Below are 14,829 nucleotides of genomic sequence, written 5' to 3' on the forward strand. Positions count from 1 at the left end.
CCCCTCCTCATCAACACCAGCTTCAACGTCCGCGGCGAACCCATCGTCAACACCCCCCACCACGCCTACCAATGCTTCATGCGCACCCACATCGACACCCTCACCCTCGGCCCCTACATCCTCACCAAACACACCCAACCCCCCTGGCACGAAACCCCCACCCAATGGACCCACACCATCCCCCCCGACTAAAAACAAACGCCCTCTCCCCCGCCGCTCGACAAGACCCATAAAAAGAAGGAAACCCACATGCGTAAGGTCAACCGAGCACTCCTCCACGTCTTTCTCAATCTCGCCTACTTCATCGCCGTTCCCTTCGTCGTGGTGTATCGCCTCTTCCACGACCCGCTTCACCGGAAGTTGGATCCCGACGCCTCGTCCTACTTCATCCGCCACACCACCGGCGAGCGCTCCAAGGTCTGACAGCCCGCACGGCCCGGGAGCTCAGCCGCTCTCCACCTCGCCGCCGAAGTCGACACGGGCCTGGCCCGCCGTGGTCTGGGCCAGCCAGGCGCGGAACTCCTCGACCTCGGCGGCGGGCAGGCCGAGCTCGATCGTCACCCGTTCGCCGTGGCTGACCGAGCGGATCTCCCGGCCGGTCGCGCGCAGGTCGTTCTCCAGCCGACCGGCACGCTGGTGGTCGGCGGTGATGACGGCCAGCCGCAGGTGCTGGCGGGTGACGGTTCCGGAGGCGTCCAGCGCGCGGCCGACGGCTGCGCCGTAGGCGCGGATGAGGCCGCCGGCGCCGAGCTTGGTGCCGCCGAAGTAGCGGCTGACCACGGCGGTGGTGTTGCGGATGCCCCGCCGCGTCAGCATCTGGAGCATGGGCAGGCCGGCCGTGCCGCCGGGTTCTCCGTCGTCGCTGCTCTTCTGGATCTGCGCGTCGGAGCCGATCACGTAGGCGTAGCAGTGGTGCGACGCGGTGGGATGGCGGGCGCGGACGCGCGCGAGGAAGGACCGGGCCGCGTCCTCGGTGGCGGTGGGGGCGAGAGCGCAGACGAACCGTGAGCGGTTGACCACCGTCTCGTGTTCGCTCTCCTCGGCGATGGTGAGGTACCGGTCCGTCATGGGGTCAGCGTATGGGTTGAGTGTGGCGCGCCTCGGCGCGGGAATGGTGGGGCGTCGCCGTCGGTTGTGAGCATGGCGGTGTGGGCGTCGCTCCGTGAGGTGTCGCGGTCTGAGCGCGCGGTCGCTCCTCGCGAGCCGCACGCCCCCGCCGACGGTAGGGCAGGAGAGGACGCGAGGAACGAGGGACGAGGGACGCGATGGGCGAGGCAGAGTACGGGGACCGGGCCGTGGTGCGTCGGATCCTCACGGAGTTGGGCGACACGTGGGCCGTGGTGGGGCTGTCGTCGAACCAGGGACGTGCGGCCTACGGGGTCGCGCAGGTTCTCCAGAGCTTCGGCAAGCGTGTCGTGCCGGTGCACCCGAAGGCCGAGACGGTCCACGGTGAGCAGGGGTATCCCGACCTGGCCTCGATCCCGTTCCCGGTGGACGTGGTGGACGTCTTCGTCAACAGCTCGATGGCCGGTGAGGTGGCCGACCAGGCGGTGGCGATCGGTGCGAAGGCGGTCTGGTTCCAGCTCGGCGTGATCGACGAGTCGGCTTTTCGGCGGACCCGTGACGCGGGGTTGGAGATGGTGATGGACCACTGCCCGGCGATCGAGATTCCGCGGCTGGGGTGAGCCGGGGAGGGGGAGGCCGCCGGTCCGCGGCGGTCGGCCCTGCCGGTCACCGTGGCGGGGGAACGGAGACCGCCATGGTCATCTCGACGGGCTCGGAGCCGTTGTTGCGGTAGCTGTGGGCGACGTGTGAGGGGAAGGTCGCGGACGTCCCGGCGGGCACCTGGTGTTCGTTGTCGCCCACGACGAGGGTGAGCACCCCGTCGGTGACGTGGATGAGCTCCGTGGTGCCGACGGGGTGGGCGTCGGAGTCGCTGCCCTCGCCCGGCATGAGCCGCCACTGCCACAGTTCGAGGGGGCCGGGGGCTTCGGTGCCCGCGAGGAGGATGCTGTGGCTGCCGGCCTCCGTGGACCAGAGGCGGACGGCCTGGTCGGCGTGGACGAGGCGGACCGTGAGGTCCCGCTCCTTCAGGAGGGTCTGGACACTGACGCCGAGGGCGTCGCCGATCTTCACCACGGTGCCGACGCTGGGGTTGGTCCTGGCCTGTTCGATCTGGATCAGCATGCCGCGGCTGACGCCGGCGCGGGTGGCGAGCGCTTCGAGTGTGAAGCCTCGTTCGGTGCGGAGGCGTTTGAGGTTGTGGGCGAGGGCCTGCGTGAGCTGGTCGAGGTCGGTCACGGGGCTCCTGACGGGTCAGGTGCGGAAGGGGCGCGGGGTCGGCCAGGCCGACCCCGTTGTTCAATATTTTGAACTTTAGGGTACAGTCGAGCGAGCTACAGTTTGGTGGACTGAACAGTCCAGAACAGTGTACTTGCGAGGTACTCGATGATCGCTCTGGCCCTGACGACCAGCCTGCTGTGGGGTCTGGCGGACTTCGGGGGCGGGCTGCTGGCCCGGCGGCTGCCGGCCCTGACGGTCGTCGTGGCGTCCCAGGCCCTGGCCGCGGCGGTGCTCGGCGTGGTGGTGCTGGCGACGGGAGCCTGGAGTGAGGCGAGCGACCGGCTGTGGTTCGCCGTGGCCGCCGGGCTCATCGGGCCGGTCGCGGTGCTGTGCTTCTACCGCGCCCTCGCACTCGGCCCGATGGGAGTCGTCTCCCCGCTGGTGGCGACGTCCGTGGCGGTCCCGGTCGGCGTCGCGCTCCTGCTGGGCGAACGCCCGGGGTCGGTGCAGTACTTCGGCATCCTCGTCGCGTTCGTCGGTGTCGTGCTGGCGGGCGGTCCACAGGTCGGCGGCGCCCGGATCCAGCGGCAGACACTCGTCTACACGCTGCTGTCCGCCGGCGGCATCGGGGCCGTGCTGGCGCTGATCGCGGAGGCGTCCACGAACGTCACGGGCCTGTTCCTGGCGCTGTTCGTCCAGCGGGTGTGCAACGTGCTGGCGGGTGGGGCCGCGCTCTACGGCGCGGTGCGTCGCGGCGCCCGGTTGCTGCCCGAGGGGGGCGATTGGAGGCTGATGAGGGCCGCGCTGCCGTCGCTGGCCTTCGTGGGACTGGCCGACGTCGCGGCTAACGCGACCTACGCGCTGGCGGCACGCCTCGGACCCGTCGCCGTGGCGGCGGTGCTCGCCTCGCTGTATCCCGTGATCACGGCGCTGGCGGCGCGGGGCGTGCTGAGGGAGAGGCTGCTGCCGGTCCAGACCGCCGGGGCGGCGTTGGCGATGGCGGGGACGCTGCTGTTGGCCTCGGGGTGAGACGCCGGGGTGCGGGCGCGAAAGGGACGCTCGGGCATCGTTGTGGCATGGGGGGCGCCGGCATGTCGCAGGTCCGTTCCGATCCGGGGCCCGAGATGGTCCCGCAGGTCGGGGGGATCTAGGGTCACATGCCATGAGGCCAGGAGAACAGCAGCCGGGGGGTGGGCCCGGCCCACAGTGGTCGAATCCCTACCAGCAGCCGGGAGCACAGCAGCCGGGGTATCCCGCACCGCCACCACCGCAGACGCCGCACACGCCGCCGGCCCCGCCGCCGCCGGCGCCTGGGCCGGCGACCCCGTCGTATCCGCAGGGGTACCAGATGCCGGGTCCGTACAACGCGCCGCAGGCGGCGTCGACGGCGCAGTGGCAGGCGCAGACGGGACAGCCGCCGACGCCGACACCGCCCGGCGGCGGCCGCCAGGGCCGGGGGAAGATCGCCGTGGCGATCGTGGCCGCGACGGCCGTGGTGGCCGCCGCCGCGATCACGGCGGCCTTCCTGATGACGGGTGACGACGAGGACAACGCCGAGGCCGGCGGCGGCGGCGAGAGCGTGGAGCCGACGGGCGAGGAGACCGGGGACAACGGTGGCGGCGGCGACGCCGAGGGCGGCGACTCCGGCGGGTCCGACCCCGACAACCCGCGCCGTGAGGTGCTGGAGAGGCCCGATCCGGTCGTGGCACCCGACTGGCAGGTGCAGACCATCGAGAACCGGCACAACGCGTTCGACGTCCCCCCGGAGGACCAGGGATGGGTCCCCGGCACCGAGAGCTACGCGGTGGGGTTCCTGGACGACCGGGAGGACTCTGACACCTACGGTGACTACCTGGTCGCCATGTCAGGCGTGAGCACCTACATGGACGGCTGGTGCCCCGACGCCGAGTACGGCGTCAGCTGGCGCGCGGTGGCCGGCACCAAGGGCGGGCAGGGCGCGACCGGCACCGAGGAGGCCGCGGAGAACGAGGCCCGCAACTGGGCGCTGGCCGCCTACGACCAGAACCAGGAGGGCCGGCTGAGCGTCAGCGACCCCGAGCCGTTCGAGAGCGAGCACGGCATCTCCGGCCACACGGTGACCGCCACCATCACCAACGTCCCCGAGGACCCGGACAACCCGTGCGGCACGTTCGACGGCAAGGTGGTCACGGTCTCCTACCTCGATCTCAACAACGACCTGGCGACGTGGGTGCTGGCCATGGACACCGGGTTCCCGGAGGAGATCGACGACGCGACCATCGAGCAGATGATGAACAGTCTGCGTCCCTACCCGGCGGAGGACGCGAACTGACCGAGCGCGCCCCGCGGGGGGCGGGGCGAGGGAAGAGCCGCGTCGGTCGTCACCGGCGCGGCGTTCCCCGTGAGGCGGGCGAGCGCCTCGCCGTCGACGGTGCGGGCGGGGAAGGCGTCGGCGGCGGCGCGGCGGGCGAGTTCGGCCACCGGTAGCGGCGCGTCGCCGGCGACCAGGACGGCGTTGCCGAAGCGGCGGCCGCGCAGCATCGCGGGCTCGGCGACGAGGCACGTCTCGGCGAAGACGGCGCCGAGGGTGGCGAGCTGGGAGCGCAGGAACGTGAGGGGCTGGGCGTCGGCGAGGTTGGCGACGTGGACGCCGCCCCGCCGGAGGACGCGCGCGCAGGCGCGGGCGCAGTCGAGCGTGGTCATGTGGGCGGGGATACGGGACCCGCCGTAGACGTCGGCGATGACGACGTCGACGGACGACTCGGGGCTCGCGGTAACGGCGGCGAGGGCGTCGTCGACCTGAACGGTGATGTCGGCGCCGGGTGGCCGGGGCAGGTGGCCGGCGACCAGGTCGGCGAGCCCGCCGTCGGCCTCGATGACGCGTTGCCGGGACCCGGGCCGGGTGGCGGCCACGTAGCGGGGCAGGGTGAGGGCCCCGCCGCCGAGGTGGAGCACGTCCAGGGGCTGGCCCTTGGGCGCCACGGTGTCCAGGACGTGGGCGATGCGGCGGACGTACTCGAACTCCAGGTGGTGGGGGTCCGCGAGGTTGACGTAGGACTGGGGGGCGTCCTCGACGGTGAGGAGCCACGCGTTCGCGTGGTCGAGGTCCGGCAGGAGGCGCGCGAGGCCGTGGTCGACGGTCCTGGTCACGGGGAGGCGGTCGGGGCCGTCGGGCTGGCCGGGGAGGCGCGCGGGCCGGTCGGGTGCCGGCGGGAGGACCGGTGTCACCCGTTCATTGTGCGGCACGCGCGACGGGCGGGCATCGCGCGCCTGCCACGCCCCGCCGGCTCGGGCGGGGCGTGGCGGTGGTGCCGTGGCGTCACCGCTGGTGCGGTGGGCGCCTTCCGCGGTCAGTTCGGCGTGACGCCGAGGACGGTGCCGCCGCCGATGGTGCGTCCGCCCTCACGGATCGCGAAGCCGAGTCCGCGCTCCAGCGGCACGGGGTGGCCGAGCGTGACCGTCATGGTGACGGTCTGGCCGGGCCGTGCGTGGCCGGGTTCGTCGAGGGTGACCTCGCCGACGACGTCGGCGGTCCTGAAGAAGAACTGTGGTCGGTATCCGGTGGCGATGGCGGTGCGTCGGCCTCCTTCGGCGGCGGTGAGGAGGTGGACCTCGGCGGTGAGGCTCCGGTGGCAGGTGACGCTGCCCGGCTGGACGACGACGTGCCCCCGGCGCACGGCGCTGCGGGGCACGCCGCGCAGGAGGATCGCCACGTTGTCGCCGGCCTGCGCCTCGGTCATGGGTTTGCCGAACGTCTCCAGCCCGGTGACGACGCTGTCGAGGGTCGTGACGGTCCCCGCGCCGTCGCCGCCGAGGATCTGCACGGGGTCACCGACGTGTACGGTGCCGCGCTCCACGGCTCCGGTGACGACGGTGCCTCGACCGGTGATGGTCACCACGCTCTCCACGGGCAGCAGGAAGGGGACGTCGAGGTAGCGCTCGGGCAGCGGCACGTAGGTGTCCACGGCGTCGAGCAGCGCCTCGATGGCGGCGCTCCAGCGGGGGTCGCCCTCCAGCGCGGCGCTCGCCGAGACGCGGACGATCGGCAGGACGTCTCCCGGGTAGCCGTGGGCGGTGAGCAGCTCGCGGACCTCCAGCTCCACGAGGTCCATCAGCTCGGGGTCGCCGAGGTCGGCCTTGGTGAGGGCGACCACGACGTGCGCGACGCCGACCTGGCGGGCCAGCAGCACGTGCTCCACGGTCTGGGGCATCACGCCGTCGGCGGCGGAGACGACGAGGATCGCCCCGTCGAGTTGGGCGGCGCCGGTGACCATGTTCTTCACGAAGTCGGCGTGCCCGGGCATGTCGACGTGGGCGTAGTGCCGGGTGTCGGTCTCGTACTCGACGTGCGAGAGGGTGATGGTGATGCCGCGGGCGGCTTCCTCGGGGGTGGCGTCGATCCGCTGGAAGGGAACGTAGGCGCCGGTGCCGTGCTGGCTGAGGACCTTGGTGATGGCGGCCGTCAGCGTGGTCTTCCCGTGGTCGACGTGCCCCATGGTGCCGATGTTGAGGTGCGGCTTGGTGCGGACGTATGCCTGCTTGGGCATGGTGCTGTTTCCTCGCGCTGAGGTGGGATCGCCGGACCGTCGTGGTGCGGTCGGGATGCGGGGCCCGGGTCGGTGCCGACCCTCCCCCTGTGGGTCCCGCGGTGCGATCCGGGAAGGGTCAGCGTCGTGCGCCGTCAGTGGAGGCGAGGAAGGCAGCCTTCGGCGTGGCCGCCACGGGGGGCGGTGTCGCGAGGAAGGTCTGCCAGGTCATGAGCTGATGATCGCCCGCCGGGCGCGGCCGCGTCGAGTGGTTTTCTGGCGGCCCGCCTGCGCCGTGGCGCCAGGCGTGGCTTAGAGTGACTCCCGCTCACCCGTCCGCCGTGATCCCGGGATACGTGTCGACGCTTCATGTCTTGGTTCGAATCGCTCGTTCTCGGGCTTGTTCAGGGTTTGACCGAGTTTCTTCCGATCTCGTCCAGTGCCCACCTGCGGCTGACCGCGGTGGCGGCCGGCTGGGAGGACCCGGGTGCCGCGTTCACCGCGGTCGTGCAGATCGGCACCGAGCTCGCGGTCCTCATCTACTTCCGGGAGGACATAGGACGGATCGTCTCGGCGTGGTGCCGCTCCCTGGTCAATCCGGCGATGCGGGGGAACCCGGACGCGCGCGTCGGGTGGCTGGTGATCATCGGCTCGGTGCCGATCGGTGTGCTGGGGCTGGCGTTCCAGGACTCGATCGAGGGTTCCTTCCGTGATCTGCGGCTCATCGCGATGACGCTGATCGTGTTGGGCCTGCTCCTGGGCGTGGCCGACCGGATCGCGAGCCGTGTGCCGGCCGGAGGGCGTCACCGGGCGGTCAGGGAGCGGAAGACGATCGAGCAGCTGACGGTGCGGGACGGTGTCCTGTACGGGCTGTGTCAGGCGATGGCGCTGGTGCCGGGCGTGTCCCGGTCCGGGGCGACGATCACGGGTGGCCTGTTCCTGGGGTACCGGCGGGACGCGGCGGCGCGGTACTCGTTCCTGCTGGCGGTGCCGGCGGTGATGGCGTCGGGGCTGTTCAACCTGACGGAGATCGGGGAGGACGGCTCCCACGTGTCGTGGGGGCCGACGATCCTCGCGAGCGTCGTGTCGTTCGTCGTGGCGTACGCGATCATCGCGTGGTTCATGAAGTGGATCTCGACGCGGAGCTTCATGCCGTTCGTGTGGTACCGGGTGGCGATCGGTGTGGTGATCCTGGTGCTGGTGACGCTGGGGGTTCTGGATCCGAACTCGGGGGCGGAGGCCGCCGGCCACGGCTGAGCGTGCCCGGCTGGGCGTGCCCGGCGGGGCACGTCGGCGGCGCGTCGGTGGTCGGCCGTTCGGGCCGGGATCAGGCGTCGTGGGCCGCCGCGAGGACGACGCGCTCGCACAGCTCGTGGGTGCGCAGCGCGTCCCCGGGCGTGAGGGTACGGCCGGCCCTGACGGCGTCGAGGAAGGCGAGGACGGCGCCCTCGATGCCGCGCTGGCGCGCGACCGGGACCCAGTCGCCCCGGCGTCGGACGCTGGGCTGGCCCTTGTGGTCGATGATCTCCGCGAGGTTTCGGACCTCGCGCTTGCTGTCCTGGCCGGAGACCTCCAGGATCTCCTCGGCCGATCCGGAGCGGTGGTTCATCGCGCCGACGGCGGTGAAGCCGTCGCCGGACAGCATCAGCACGACGTGGTGGAGCAGGCCGTCGCGGACGCGGGTTCTGACGTCGACGCGGTCGATGGGGCCGGGGGCGAGGAAGCGCAGCGTGTCCACGACGTGGATGAAGTCGTCGAAGACCATGTGCCGGGGGTCCGCGGGAAGGCCGGCGCGGTGCTTCTGCAGGAGGACGAGGTCGCGGGGGTGCTCCAGGCACTGGACGTACGCGGGGGCGTGGCGGCGGTTGAAGCCGACGGCCAGGCTCACGCCCCGGGTCTCGGCGAGGTGCGCGACCCGTTGGGCCTCGGCGAGGTCGTAGGCCAGCGGCTTGTCGACGTAGGTCGGTATGCCGGCGTCGAGGAGGCGGGTGACGAGCTCGGGGTGGGCCTCCGTGGGGGCGTGCACGAACGCGGCGTCGAGGCCAGCGTCGAGGAGCGAGGCGAACTCGGCGTGGCGCTGCGTCGGCGGCAGGTGGTGGGCGTCGCCGGTCCGCTCGAGGGTGGCGCGGCTGCGGGTGTGCAGGTGGGGCCGTACTCCGGGCTGGGTGGTGAGCACGGGCAGGTACGCCTTGTGGGCGATGTCGCCCAGCCCGATCACGCCGACCTTCACGAAGGCTCCTTGTCGCGTGGTACGTCGTTGTCGATGACGTGGGAGCTTACGCGGCGCCGGGGTGGGGCGACGGGCCGGGCCGGCGGTGGGGGCAGACGTCGAGGGCCTCGGGCTGGCACGCCGGGATGAGGGCCGTCGGGCGGGACGAGGCCCCTCACGATGGAGGTCCCCTCTCCCGTAGACACGAGCCGATGACCGCATGATCCGTCTCGTCATGGCCCGCGAGCCCCTTCCTGCCGCCGGGCCCAGCGTGTTCCTGGCCGGGCCCACGCCGCGCCTCGACGCGCCCGTCGACTCCTGGCGGCCGGCCGCGATCGCCGAGGTGGACCGCCAGTGGGCCGGGCCCGGCGCGTTGACCGTGCTGTCGCCCGAGTCACGGGGCGGCCGGCGCGCCGCCGACTACGACGACCAGGTCGACTGGGAGACCGACGCCCGCGCCGCCGCCTCGGCGATCCTGTTCTGGATTCCCCGCGACGTGAGGACGTTGCCCGGCTTCACCACCAACGTGGAGTTCGGCCTCGACGTCGGCACCGGCCGGGCGGTCCTCGGCTGCCCGCCTGACTGTCCGAACCCCGAGCGCAACCGCTACCTCGTCCACGTCGCGCACCGCCACGGCGTGCCGGTGTGCGACACCCTGGCCGACACCGTGTCGGCGGCTCTGGCGCTCGCCGGCCGTGTGGGCGACGCGGGCTGACGCCAGCGCCGTCCCCGGCGCGGGGGGCCGTGCCGCTCTCGGCCGCCGCGCGCAGGCCCGGCCGGTGCGCCGTCCGCCGGGCCACCCGTCACGCCGTCACCGGGCGTCGGGGCCCACGTTGGGGATCCGCCAGTCGATGGGGCTGTGGCCCTGGGCGGCGATCGCCTCGTTGATGCGGGTGAAGGGCTGGGTGCCGCCGAAGCGCTGGGGGGACAGCGGCGAGGGGTGCGGACCCTCGACGATGGCGTGGCGTCCGTCGCCGACCAGCCGGGCCTTCTTGCGGGCGTAGGCGCCCCACAGGACGAAGACGGCGGGGTCGGGGCGGGCGGCCACGGCCCGGATGACGGCGTCGGTGAACTTCTCCCAGCCCTTGCCCTTGTGCGACGCCGGCTGGCCGGCGCGGACGGTGAGCACGGCGTTGAGCAGGAGGACCCCCTGGCGGGCCCAGGGCATCAGGTATCCGTTGTCGGGGATGGGGTGGCCGAGCTCGTCGCGGAGCTCCTTGTAGATGTTCCGCAGGGACGGCGGGATCCTGACGCCGGGCCGCACGGAGAAGGACAGGCCGTGCCCCTGGCCCTCCCCGTGGTACGGGTCCTGGCCGAGGATGACGACCTTCACCTGCTCGTACGGGGTGGCCTCCAGCGCGGCGAAGACCTCCTCCTCGGGCGGGTAGACCGGGCCGTTGGCCCGCTCCCCGTGGACGAACTCGGTGAGCTCCTTGAAGTAGGGCTTGTCGAGCTCGGGGCCGAGGATGTCCTGCCAGGATCCGGGCAGCGTGCCGATCACGTCGTCAACCTCCGTGAGAGGAGTGGAAGATGGCCGGACCGGGGTCCGGATGACGCGTCAGACGCTACCGTCGGCCACTGACACCCTGGTCAGGAGAGGGGACCGCCCGCGACGTACAGGACCTGCCCGGAGACGAATCCGGCCTCCTCGCCGGTGAAGAACGCGATGGCCGCGGCGACGTCCTCGGGGCGGCCCACGCGGCGCACGGGGATCTCCTGCGCGGCGGCCTGCTGGAGGTCGTCGAAGGTCACGCCGAGCCGGTCGGCGGTCTGCGCGGTCATCTCGGTGGCGATGAAGCCGGGGGCGACGGCGTTGGCGGTGATGCCGAACTTGCCGAGTTCCTTGGCGAGCGTCTTGGTGAAGCCCTGGATGCCGGCCTTGGCCGCGGCGTAGTTGACCTGGCCGCGGTTGCCGAGGGCGGAGGTGGAGGAGAGGCTGACGACGCGGCCGAAGCCGGCGTCGACCATGTGGGACTGGCAGGCACGGGTCATGAGGAACGCGCCGCGCAGGTGCACGTTCATCACGGTGTCCCAGTCGGACTCGCTCATCCGAAACAGCAGGTTGTCGCGGAGCACGCCCGCGTTGTTGACGAGGATCTCGGGAGGGCCGAGCTCGGCGGCGACGCGGGCCACCGCGCTGGTGACCTGCTCGGCGTCGGCGACGTCGCATCCGACGGCCAGGGCCCGCCCGCCGGCCGCGGTGATCTGCTCGACGGTGCCGGCGCAGGCCTCCTCCGACAGGTCGAGCGCGGCCACCGCGCGGCCCTCGGCGGCGAGCCGGACGGCCGTCGCGGCGCCGATGCCCCGTGCCGCCCCGGTGACGATGGCGACGCGCTGCTCGGTGGTGGACATGCGGTGCCTGCCTCTCACGTGGAACCAGGAGGCTACCGGCCGGTAGCCCCGGGGTGCGGGGGTGACGCTACGAGGCCGGACCGTGGCTGTCAACGAGGCCACCGGGCGGCGCTCCCACGGACGTTCGCGCCGTCACCGCACCAGAACGTCGAGGAGGTGGTCGAGCTCGGCGGCCGGGTCGGCGGTGAGGCCGGTGTGCACGGGGCCCGGCTGGACGACGGTGCTCCGTGGGGCGACCAGCCAGCGGAAGCGCCGGCCGGGGCCGTCGCCCGCCGCCGGGCCGGCCGCGGGTCCGCCACGGCAGACGGACTCGGCCGCGCCCAGCGCGGCGCGCACGCCCGCGACGTCGGCCCGGCTGTCCAGCGCCCGCAGCCGCTCGACGTCGAGGTGGGTGCGGGCGGCGAGGAAGGAGCGGGCCTGGCAGTAGAGGATCACCCCGGCGTTGATCGACTCGCCTCGCTCGACACGCGGCACGACACGGAGCACGGCGTACTCGAAGAGCTCACGCCCGCCCGTGGCGTTCGCGCCGCGCGGGCTCATCGGGCCGCTCCGCCGGCCGGCTCCGGCCTGCCCGTCAGCCATCCCGGGGCCTGCGAGGGGCGGGGGGCGCTGCGAGGGCCGAGGGTGACGCGCTCGGGCAGGCCCTGGGCGCGCAGCGAGAGGATCTCCACGTAGGCGGCGCGGACGGCACCCGGCGAGGTGAAGCCGGGTTCGTCGACGAGCCAGGCGTCGGGCACGTCGGCGAGGACCTCCTCGAGCAGGTCGACGGTCACGCGCGGAGCGAGGGCGGCGGCGGCCGCGGCGAGGTCGGGGCCGACGGGGGCGAGCACGTGGTCGGAGGCGTCGTAGGCGCGGCGGGCGCGGTCGGCGGCGGAGCCGCTCGACCAGTTGTGGTGCCAGGTGAGGGCCGCGCCGTGGTCGATCAGCCACAGCTCGCCGTGCCAGACCAGGAGGTTGGGGTTGCGCCAGGAGCGGTCGACGTTGCCGATGAGCGCGTCGAACCAGACGACCTCGCCGGCCTCGCGAGGGCTGACGGCGTAGGCGAGGGGATCGAATCCGATGGACCCGGGCAGGTAGTCGATGCCGAGGTTGAGTCCGCCGCTGGCCCGCAGGAGGTCCTGGACGTCCTCGTCGGGCTCGGAGCGGCCGATGACGGGGTCGAGGTGGAGGAGGACCGGTTCGGGGACGCGCAGCCCGAGGCGGCGCCCGAGCTGGCCGCAGACGATCTCGGCGACGAGGCTCTTCCTGCCCTGGCCGGCTCCGGTGAACTTCATGACGTACGTGCCGAGGTCGTCGGCCTCGACGAGGCCGGGGAGCGAGCCGCCCTCCCGCAGCGGGGTGACGTAGCGGCTCGCGGAGGTGTCGCGGAGCATTCCCCCAGGTTAGACGGGGCGGGCGGAGAGCTCCGACGGGCCCGCCCTCGGCGGGCGGGAGGTCACTGTCAGTGGCGGGCGGCACACTGGGGGCGTTCCGGTGTCGAGGACGGTCACGGAGGTGTGGTGGCGATGGTCGGGGCGGTGCCCGCGGGAGGTGTGCGAGGTGCTCGTCATGGGGGCGGGAGGCCCACTCGACGGGCGTGGCGGTGTCGGGGTGGCCCCCCGGCGAGGGGGACGCCGCGGGTGACGGCGCGGGAGCCGGGGATCGAACGTCAGCGAGCGGCAGTAGGGTAACGGACCGTGGCAGCACGACCATTGCACGAGATCGTCGAGCCGGGCTGGGCCCGGGCGCTGGGTCCGGTCGCCGACCGGATCGGCGCGATGGGTGACTTCCTGCGCGCGGAGATCGCCGCGCGCCGGACGTACCTCCCGGCCGGCCCGCACGTCCTGCGCGCCTTCCAGCAGCCCTTCGAGGAGGTCAGGGTCCTGATCGTGGGTCAGGATCCGTATCCGACGCCCGGCCACGCGGTGGGCCTCAGCTTCTCGGTGGCGCCCGAGGTGACGCCGCTGCCCGGGAGCCTGGAGAACATCTTCCGTGAGCTCGGCAGCGACCTGGGGTTGCCGCGGCCCTCCTGCGGCGACCTGACACCGTGGACGGAGCAGGGCGTGTTGCTGTTGAACCGCTCCCTGACCACGGCTCCGCGCCGGCCCGGGGCTCACCGGGGCAAGGGCTGGGAGGAGGTCACCGACCAGGCGATCCGGGCGCTGGCCGCCCGGGAGAAGCCGCTGGTGGCGATCCTGTGGGGGCGGGACGCCCGGGGACTGCGCCCGCTGCTGGGGGCGGTGCCCACGGTGGAGTCCGCGCATCCCTCGCCGATGTCGGCCGACCGCGGGTTCTTCGGGTCGCGGCCGTTCAGCCGGGCGAACGCGCTGTTGTCCGAGCAGGGAGCGGCACCGGTGGACTGGAAGCTGCCGTGAGCGTCGTCGGGGGTGCCGGGGGTGACGGGCTCCCCCGCTGGGTGGTCGGCGTGGACTCCGGCGGTTCCGGCCTCAGGGTGGCGTTGGCGCGGCTGGACGCGGACGGGCTGCCGGTGCACGCGGCCGGCGCGACGTGCGCGGAGCCGGTCCGCACCGGCGGCGAGGGGATCGACGCCGAGCACCTGGCGGGCCAGGTGGTGCCCGCCGTCCGGGCGCTGCTCCAGCAGGCGGGCGAGGAGGGCCGGCTGGAGGCGGTCTGCGTCGGGGCGGCCGGGATGGCGACGCTGGGCGGGCAGCTGCGGGCGCGGCTGCCCGCGGCGCTGGCGGACGGGCTGGGCGTGCGCCGACTGGCGTTGGCGGCCGACGCGGTGACGGGCTACGCGGGGGCCCTGGGGGCGCGCCCCGGCGTGGTCGTGGCGGCGGGCACCGGCATGATCGCCGTCGGCACCGACCTGCGGGGGTGGCGGCGGGCCGACGGCTGGGGTCACCTGCTGGGGGACTGCGGCGGTGGCGCCTGGATCGGTCGGGCGGGCCTGGAGGCGGCGCTGCGGGAGCACGACGGCCGGGCCGGGGGCTCCGCGGCCTTGTTGGAGCGCGCGACGCGTGTCCTCGGGCCGCCGGCGGGGCTTCCCGAGCGGCTGTATCCCCGGACCGACCGGCCGGCGGTCCTGGCGTCCTTCGCCCCCGAGGTCGCCGCGTGCGCGACGGGTGGGGAGGCGGACCCGGTGGCCGTGGCGATCCTGCGGCAGGCAGCCCGGGAGATCGCGGTGACGGCGGCCGCCGCGTGCCCGGCGGTGCCGGGCGCGGCGGTGGCTGTGACGGGCGGCCTGACGCGGCTCGGCGAGCCGCTGCTCGGGCCCCTGCGCGAGGAGGTGCGCGAACGGCTGCCGGAGGCGGATCTGGTGCCGGCCGCCGGTGGTCCGCTGGAGGGCGCCGTGCTGGTCGCCGCGGGGCTCAGCGCGGGTTCGCTGCGGCTGCCGGCCGACCCGTCGCTGCTGCACGTGCTCTGACGGCGTGGCGGGGGCATCGGACCAGACGGTGCGGCGTGCCGCGTCCAGAGGGTCGGTCGGTTCTCGGGCCGACGGTGGGCGACCCGGCCGGTTCGGGAGCTCGCCCACCGCCTGGA

18 protein-coding genes are annotated in these 14,829 nt (G+C 73.4%); 9 read left to right on the forward strand and 9 right to left on the reverse strand.

The annotated features are described in order from the left end of the window. A partial coding sequence (locus tag ACTWP5_RS29995; protein ID WP_443224317.1) for a carbamoyltransferase C-terminal domain-containing protein occupies positions 1-192 on the forward strand: 192 nt, incomplete at its 5' end. A gap of 57 nt (positions 193-249) precedes the next feature. Next, positions 250-423: a hypothetical protein gene (locus tag ACTWP5_RS30000; RefSeq protein WP_443224318.1), complete on the forward strand. Its 174-nt coding sequence runs from the start codon at positions 250-252 to the stop codon at positions 421-423. A gap of 21 nt (positions 424-444) precedes the next feature. On the opposite strand, the gene ACTWP5_RS30005 is transcribed toward ACTWP5_RS30000, so the two are convergent. Next, positions 445-1,068 carry a YigZ family protein gene (locus ACTWP5_RS30005; protein ID WP_443224319.1) on the reverse strand — a complete coding sequence of 208 codons (624 nt, stop codon included), beginning with the start codon at positions 1,066-1,068 and terminating at the stop codon, positions 445-447. 197 nt (positions 1,069-1,265) lie between these two features. Between ACTWP5_RS30005 and ACTWP5_RS30010 the strand changes: the two genes are divergently transcribed. After that, positions 1,266-1,685, forward strand: a complete 420-nt coding sequence (locus ACTWP5_RS30010; RefSeq protein ID WP_443224320.1) for a CoA-binding protein — start codon at positions 1,266-1,268, stop codon at positions 1,683-1,685. Positions 1,686-1,731: 46 nt separating this feature from the next. Here the strand turns inward: ACTWP5_RS30010 and ACTWP5_RS30015 are convergent, their stop codons facing one another. Continuing rightward, complete coding sequence (locus ACTWP5_RS30015) at positions 1,732-2,301, reverse strand: helix-turn-helix domain-containing protein (RefSeq protein WP_443224321.1); 570 nt, start codon at positions 2,299-2,301, stop codon at positions 1,732-1,734. A 147-nt stretch (positions 2,302-2,448) separates the two neighbouring features. Between ACTWP5_RS30015 and ACTWP5_RS30020 the strand changes: the two genes are divergently transcribed. Continuing rightward, entirely contained in the window at positions 2,449-3,312 is an 864-nt protein-coding gene (locus ACTWP5_RS30020; protein ID WP_443224322.1) for an EamA family transporter, read from the forward strand. A gap of 319 nt (positions 3,313-3,631) precedes the next feature. Continuing rightward, positions 3,632-4,594 (forward strand): hypothetical protein, encoded by a 963-nt coding sequence (locus ACTWP5_RS30025; RefSeq protein WP_443224323.1) that lies wholly within the window; start codon positions 3,632-3,634, stop codon positions 4,592-4,594. Here the strand turns inward: ACTWP5_RS30025 and ACTWP5_RS30030 are convergent. Together ACTWP5_RS30030 and tuf are read right to left on the reverse strand one after the other, a co-directional pair. After that, complete coding sequence (locus ACTWP5_RS30030; protein WP_443224353.1) at positions 4,570-5,412, reverse strand: spermidine synthase; 843 nt, start codon at positions 5,410-5,412, stop codon at positions 4,570-4,572. The two genes, ACTWP5_RS30025 and ACTWP5_RS30030, sit on opposite strands and share 25 nt — an antisense overlap. A 200-nt stretch (positions 5,413-5,612) precedes the next feature. After that, positions 5,613-6,809: an elongation factor Tu gene (tuf, locus tag ACTWP5_RS30035; protein WP_443224324.1), complete on the reverse strand. Its 1,197-nt coding sequence runs from the start codon at positions 6,807-6,809 to the stop codon at positions 5,613-5,615. 348 nt (positions 6,810-7,157) lie between these two features. Between tuf and ACTWP5_RS30040 the strand changes: the two genes are divergently transcribed. Beyond that, on the forward strand, positions 7,158-8,045 hold the full coding sequence (locus tag ACTWP5_RS30040; RefSeq protein ID WP_443224325.1) for an undecaprenyl-diphosphate phosphatase: 888 nt from the start codon (positions 7,158-7,160) through the stop codon (positions 8,043-8,045). A gap of 70 nt (positions 8,046-8,115) precedes the next feature. Here ACTWP5_RS30040 and ACTWP5_RS30045 read toward each other — a convergent pair whose 3' ends face one another. Next, positions 8,116-9,018 carry a Gfo/Idh/MocA family protein gene (locus ACTWP5_RS30045; protein WP_443224326.1) on the reverse strand — a complete coding sequence of 301 codons (903 nt, stop codon included), beginning with the start codon at positions 9,016-9,018 and terminating at the stop codon, positions 8,116-8,118. A gap of 199 nt (positions 9,019-9,217) precedes the next feature. On the opposite strand from ACTWP5_RS30045, the gene ACTWP5_RS30050 reads away from it, so the two are divergent. Then, positions 9,218-9,712, forward strand: coding sequence for a nucleoside 2-deoxyribosyltransferase domain-containing protein (locus ACTWP5_RS30050; RefSeq protein WP_443224327.1), 495 nt, complete (start codon positions 9,218-9,220; stop codon positions 9,710-9,712). 96 nt (positions 9,713-9,808) lie between these two features. On the opposite strand, the gene ACTWP5_RS30055 is transcribed toward ACTWP5_RS30050, so the two are convergent. From ACTWP5_RS30055 to ACTWP5_RS30070, 4 genes are all read right to left on the reverse strand, one after another. Beyond that, the gene (locus ACTWP5_RS30055) at positions 9,809-10,498 is read right to left on the reverse strand and encodes a uracil-DNA glycosylase (RefSeq protein ID WP_443224328.1); all 690 of its coding nucleotides are present in this window, start codon (positions 10,496-10,498) and stop codon (positions 9,809-9,811) included. Positions 10,499-10,587: 89 nt separating this feature from the next. After that, the gene (fabG, locus tag ACTWP5_RS30060; protein ID WP_443224329.1) at positions 10,588-11,349 is read right to left on the reverse strand and encodes a 3-oxoacyl-ACP reductase FabG; all 762 of its coding nucleotides are present in this window, start codon (positions 11,347-11,349) and stop codon (positions 10,588-10,590) included. A gap of 132 nt (positions 11,350-11,481) precedes the next feature. After that, on the reverse strand, positions 11,482-11,889 hold the full coding sequence (locus ACTWP5_RS30065; RefSeq protein WP_443224330.1) for a DUF3037 domain-containing protein: 408 nt from the start codon (positions 11,887-11,889) through the stop codon (positions 11,482-11,484). Further along, positions 11,886-12,722: a HipA family kinase gene (locus tag ACTWP5_RS30070; RefSeq protein WP_443224331.1), complete on the reverse strand. Its 837-nt coding sequence runs from the start codon at positions 12,720-12,722 to the stop codon at positions 11,886-11,888. The genes ACTWP5_RS30065 and ACTWP5_RS30070 overlap by 4 nt, the downstream gene beginning before the upstream one ends. Positions 12,723-13,025: 303 nt before the next feature. On the opposite strand from ACTWP5_RS30070, the gene ACTWP5_RS30075 reads away from it, so the two are divergent. Next, complete coding sequence (locus tag ACTWP5_RS30075) at positions 13,026-13,703, forward strand: uracil-DNA glycosylase (protein ID WP_443224332.1); 678 nt, start codon at positions 13,026-13,028, stop codon at positions 13,701-13,703. Then, positions 13,700-14,713, forward strand: coding sequence for an N-acetylglucosamine kinase (locus ACTWP5_RS30080; RefSeq protein WP_443224333.1), 1,014 nt, complete (start codon positions 13,700-13,702; stop codon positions 14,711-14,713). Before ACTWP5_RS30075 ends, ACTWP5_RS30080 begins: the two co-directional genes overlap by 4 nt. Positions 14,714-14,829 lie beyond the last annotated feature (116 nt).

The sequence above is a fragment of the Streptomyces sp. 4N509B genome, assembly GCF_052245655.1.
Taxonomy (GTDB): Bacteria; Actinomycetota; Actinomycetes; order Streptomycetales; family Streptomycetaceae; genus Streptomyces.